Genomic DNA, 4862 nt, shown 5'->3' on the forward strand with positions numbered 1-4862 from the left:
GCGCTGACGCAAGTGCTGCTGTCGCCAGGATCATCAATGCTCGTTTCATGGGAGACTCCTTTCCAGTCCGTAGGTCCGGCGGCCGATTGCCATCACTGCGGTCTCGCGCCGTCGGCAAGCCCCGTCGCAAGAGCAGATAGGATTTTCGCAGGCCAATCCCATTGAATTAGATGTCAGGCGCGGAGGGCGGTGCAGGCGCGGGATGATCCGGCCGAGGCCGACGCTCCTCGCAAAGGAAAAGGCGGACCCGATATCGGGTCCGCCTGCATTGTTGAAGAATGCCGAGCCGTTCGCGGCGGCGTCGCCGTCGAATCAGAGGCCAGTGCCCGGCTCACAGGGAACGTTGTTGCCGGTCCACGGCGCCGTCGCGAACGCACCGACACGCGGCGCCGGAACGCAAACGCGGTCGCCCTGATAGAGGAGCCCTTCCGATGCAACCGGCTGGGCTTGCATCGCGGATGGACGCGCAACCGTGTGGCTCGTGCGCGCCATGGCAGGTCCGGCGAGCATCGCGACGGCGACCAGTCCGGTCGACAACAGCTTGAAAGTGTTGGTCATGGGATTCTCCTGTGTGACAGCAGCCAGTCCGAGCCGGCCTGGACATGAGGTGCGGGCGGGCGAGCGCGAACGAAACGCACGAATTGCTCACTGGCCATCAACGGCCCGTGATCCCAGCCTTGTCGGAAAGCACGATCGTGCAAATCGGCAAGCTTTGCCGTGCCGGCGCGTAACACCGGCTCCCCAAAATACATATCTGCGGAGATGTGCTTCTGCATGGAGGTGAGACATGATCGCGGCGACAGTCCATCGGAATGCCTGCGCCTCGCCGCAGGCGGCAGCGCGAATGGGCAATCTGACACACTATTTAATGGTCTTGGATCCTGCGCGGGCTTATCTGGATTGCGAGCCTGTGGCGCATCGCATGACGGTGCCGCGCCGCGTGTTCGGCCCGGAAAGCCAATGAACATGTCGTCGCGGACCAGCGAACTCACGCGGCGCCGCCGGCCTCAACGTCTCGCAGCACGTGGGGTCAGCACCATGACGCAAATTCTCCTGATCGAGGACGACCCCGAGACCGCCGACGCAATCGTCGCCGAGCTTACCGAGCACGGATTCGAGGTGCGATGGGCGCCCGACGGCATCGGAGGGCTGGATTGCGCGCGGGAATCGTCTCCCGACGCCCTGATCGTCGATCGCATGCTGCCCGGAATGGACGGACTCACCGTCATCGAAGCTCTGCGCAAGGACGAGGTCAGGACCCCGGTGCTGGTGCTGAGCGCGCTCGGCGCAGTCGATGACAGGGTGCGCGGATTGCGCGTCGGCGGAGACGACTATCTCACCAAGCCGTTCGCGCTGGTCGAGCTCGTCGCAAGGGTGGAGGCGCTGCTGCGCCGACCGATCGACAGCCGCGAGACCACGCTGCATGCCGGGCCGCTCGAACTGGATCTGATCGAGCGGGCCGTGCGGCGCGGCGAGCGCGAGATCGATCTGCTGCCGCGGGAGTTCCGCCTGCTCGAATACATGATGCGGCGGAGTGATCAGCTGCTGACGCGGGCGATGTTGCTCGAGGAGGTCTGGAACTACAAGTTCGTACCAGCGACCACCAATCTCATCGACGTGCATATGGGCCGTCTCCGCCACAAGGTCGACGGCCCCGGTGAGACACAGCTCATCCACAACGTCCGCGGATCGGGATTCATCCTGCGGGTTCGGTAAAGGTGAGGCGTACCGATGCGGCGGATTGATCTCATTCGATCGAGCACGTTTCTCTGGATCGCCGCGGTGGCAGCTGCGCTGGCGCTGTTCGTCGCCGGGCTGTTCGCCTTCATTTACGTCAAGATCGACGATTACCTGGTCATGCGGTCCGACCGCATGATCGAGGCACAGCTCAGCTTCCTGGCGGAGCTGCCGCCCGGCCGCCTCAACGACGCGATTTCCGACCATCTCAGGCAGGATTCCCGGGGCGTGCAGTATGCAGGCCTGTTCGATGCGGCCGGGAATCGGATTGTCGGCAATATCGAGCGATTGCCGTTGCATCTCGATCTCGGCGGGCCGGTCCGGAGCGTCCAGCTCGATCGGGTCGGTCCGACGCCGGCCGGCGATGCCGTCGTCAAGGCCGCGGGCAGACAGCTCTCCGACGGCCACATCCTCGTGATGGGGAGGAGTATCGATGAGACGCGCGAGATATCCCTCGTCGTCGGGCAGGCGCTGCTGCTCGGGCTGCTGCCGGCATTCTGCCTCTGTCTGCTGGCCGGAGCCTGGCTGAGTCTCCGTGCCGAGCGGCGCGTGGAGCAGGTGAACCAGCACGTTCGGCGCATCGTCGCCGGCGATCTCCGCGAGCGGCTTCCCCGGGCCGATGCGGACGACCCGTTCGCGCGGCTTGCCGGAATCGTCAATGGCATGCTCGACGAGATGGAGACCACGATCACCGCGCTGGCAGGGGTCGGCAACGATATCGCCCACGATCTCCGGACGCCGCTCACGCGTGTCCGCCTGACGTTGGAGCGTGGCCGGACCCATGCCGCAACGCTGGAGGAGCTTCAGAACGTCGTGGACAAGGCGATCGCCGGCATCGACCAGTCGCTCGCGATTATCACAGCGCTGCTGCGGCTTGCCGAAATCGAGACCAGCAGCCGAACGTCCGGCTTCGGCAACGTCGCGCTCGACGAGATCCTGCGCCAGGTGTGCGACGTCTATGAGCCGATCGCCGAAGACAAGGCGATTGCACTCGGCGTCAAGATCGATCGCCGGCTCCAGGTGCGCGGCGACCGGGATCTACTGTTCGAGGCGGTCGCCAATCTCGTGGACAACGCCGTGAAATTCACTCCTGCCGGCGGCCGCGTGACGCTCGAGCTGAGGTCCGCCGAGACAACCGCGCTCGTGCGTGTGAGCGACACCGGGCCCGGAGTGGGCGAGTCGGAGCGCGAGGCCGTGCTGCGGCGGTTCTATCGTTCCGACAAGATGCGCCATACGCCCGGTGTCGGGCTCGGCCTCAGTCTCGTGTCCGCCATCGTCAAGCTGCACGGCTTCCGCCTAACCGTGTGTCCACCGCCCGGCGGCCGGGTGGAGATCGTGGTCCCGCTGCAAGAAGCGTCACAGGATGGTGCGGCGTCGAGTTCCAGCCGCTTCCTTCACGCGAACCTCGCTTCGACGTGACCGTTGCGCCGCGCCCAGCACGTGCAAAGCGACAATAACAGCTAGTTCTCTGAAAGCAAATTCAGGCTCCTTAAGTCCATTTTACTGTGACGACAGTCGGAGATTTCTTACTTTCCGTTCGTCGGTTGCAAAGTGGGAGCAAGGGATGTCAATGCACCATGCGGATTTGAGCAAGATCACTATGCCGGGCGGATCGACCGCGGTTGGCATGTTCAACGCATATTCAGCCGCGATCGGCCGCTACGAGCTGCTCGAGCGTGAGCAAGAGCAGCAGCTCGCGCGTCGCTGGCACGAGAGCGGGGATTGCGAGGCCGCGAACGCGCTCGTCACCAGCCATCTCCGGCTCGCGGCAAAGGTTGCGCGCGGCTACAAGGGATACGGCCTGCCGCACGCCGATCTCATGGCCGAGGCCAATCTCGGGCTGGTGATCGCCGCGTCCCGGTTCGAGCCGGGCCGGGGATCGCGATTCTCGACCTATGCGATATGGTGGATCAAGGCGACCATCCACGAATACATCCTGCGCTCCTGGTCACTGGTCAGGATCGGGACGACGGCGGCCCAGAAGAAGCTATTTTTCCGGCTCCGCGGCGAGATGAGGAAGGCCGCGGGTGGGGCGATGACGGGCCTCACGCCCGATGTTGCCGAAGCGATCGCCGTCAAGCTCGAGGTCTCGACGCGCGATGTGCTGGAAATGGATCGCCGCCTTCACGGCGACCTGTCGCTGAATGCGCGGGTCGGCGGCGACGAGAACGCCGGCGAATGGGAAGCCCTTCTGGTCGACCAATCGGCCGATGCCGAGACGGTCCTTGCCGATCAGGATCAGACAGAACGCCGGGCCGGTGCGCTCCGCATCGCGCTGAACGCCCTGACCGCTCGCGAGCGTCGCGTGTTCGAGGCAAGGCAGCTGGCCGAGCATCCGCAAACGCGCGCTGAGCTGGCTTCCGAGCTTTCGATCTCCAGCGAACGCGTCCGGCAGATCGAGCTGCGGGCCTTTGCCAAGGTGAAGCGCCTTGCCGTCCTGGCCACGCAGGATCCCGCGATTGCTCGGACGGAAAAGCGGAGCAGATCACGATCCGTGGCGCCGCGCATCCGCAGCGATCTCGCCCTGCAAGCGTACGAGGGAGCGCTCGCCGCATCCTGACCGTCGAGCGGCCGGCGATGCATCGACCAGAAGGTCGTTGGCGCCGACGTCGATATCCCTGAATTCGTTTTCATTTGCAGCGCAGCGCGTCGGCCGCCACTTGTCACGTCACCCCGCGCAACCAGCTCCAGGCAAGTCGTCATCATGGGAATTGTCCGCTTCGCGCTCCGCTTTCCGCACACCTTCTACGTGCTCGCGGCACTGATCCTGTTTCTCGGCGGCATCGCGGTCTGGTCGATGCCGACGGACATCTTCCCCGAGATACGCATTCCGGTCGTCACGGTCATCTGGAGCTACACCGGCCTGTCGACGCCCGAGATGGAGCAACGCGTCAGCACGTACAGCCAGTATTCCATCAGCGCCAACGTCAGCGGCATCAAGAACATCGAGGCGCAGACGCTTAACGGCCTGTCGGTTCAGAAGATCTATTTCCAGCCGGACGTCAATCTCGATCTCGCGATCTCGCAGATCGTCTCCGCGACCAACGCGATCCGCGCCCTGATTCCGCCGGGAATTCAGCCGCCGGTGATCGTGCAGTTCAATGCGTCTAGTGTGCCGGTGCTGC

General features: G+C 64.5%; 6 protein-coding genes. 5 read left to right on the forward strand and 1 reads right to left on the reverse strand.

Annotated elements, in window-relative coordinates:
* Window positions 1–312: 312 nt before the first annotated feature.
* Window positions 313–558 carry a hypothetical protein gene (locus tag JHD07_RS31600; RefSeq protein WP_291629281.1) on the reverse strand — a complete coding sequence of 82 codons (246 nt, stop codon included), beginning with the start codon at window positions 556–558 and terminating at the stop codon, window positions 313–315.
* A 229-nt stretch (window positions 559–787) separates the two neighbouring features.
* Between JHD07_RS31600 and JHD07_RS31605 the strand changes: the two genes are divergently transcribed.
* The 5 genes from JHD07_RS31605 to JHD07_RS31625 form a co-directional block, all read left to right on the forward strand.
* Entirely contained in the window at window positions 788–964 is a 177-nt protein-coding gene (locus JHD07_RS31605) for a hypothetical protein (RefSeq protein WP_291629283.1), read from the forward strand.
* A gap of 74 nt (window positions 965–1038) precedes the next feature.
* Window positions 1039–1716, forward strand: coding sequence for a response regulator transcription factor (locus JHD07_RS31610; protein ID WP_291629285.1), 678 nt, complete (start codon window positions 1039–1041; stop codon window positions 1714–1716).
* Window positions 1717–1731: 15 nt separating this feature from the next.
* Window positions 1732–3156: an ATP-binding protein gene (locus JHD07_RS31615; protein ID WP_291629287.1), complete on the forward strand. Its 1425-nt coding sequence runs from the start codon at window positions 1732–1734 to the stop codon at window positions 3154–3156.
* Between the two features lie 181 nt (window positions 3157–3337).
* On the forward strand, window positions 3338–4297 hold the full coding sequence (rpoH, locus tag JHD07_RS31620) for an RNA polymerase sigma factor RpoH (protein WP_291629290.1): 960 nt from the start codon (window positions 3338–3340) through the stop codon (window positions 4295–4297).
* A gap of 144 nt (window positions 4298–4441) precedes the next feature.
* Window positions 4442–4862 (forward strand): efflux RND transporter permease subunit (locus JHD07_RS31625; RefSeq protein ID WP_291629288.1); only part of this gene is annotated, 421 nt, incomplete at its 3' end.

The sequence above is a fragment of the Bradyrhizobium sp. genome, from assembly GCF_016462955.1.
Taxonomy (GTDB): domain Bacteria; phylum Pseudomonadota; class Alphaproteobacteria; order Rhizobiales; family Xanthobacteraceae; genus Bradyrhizobium.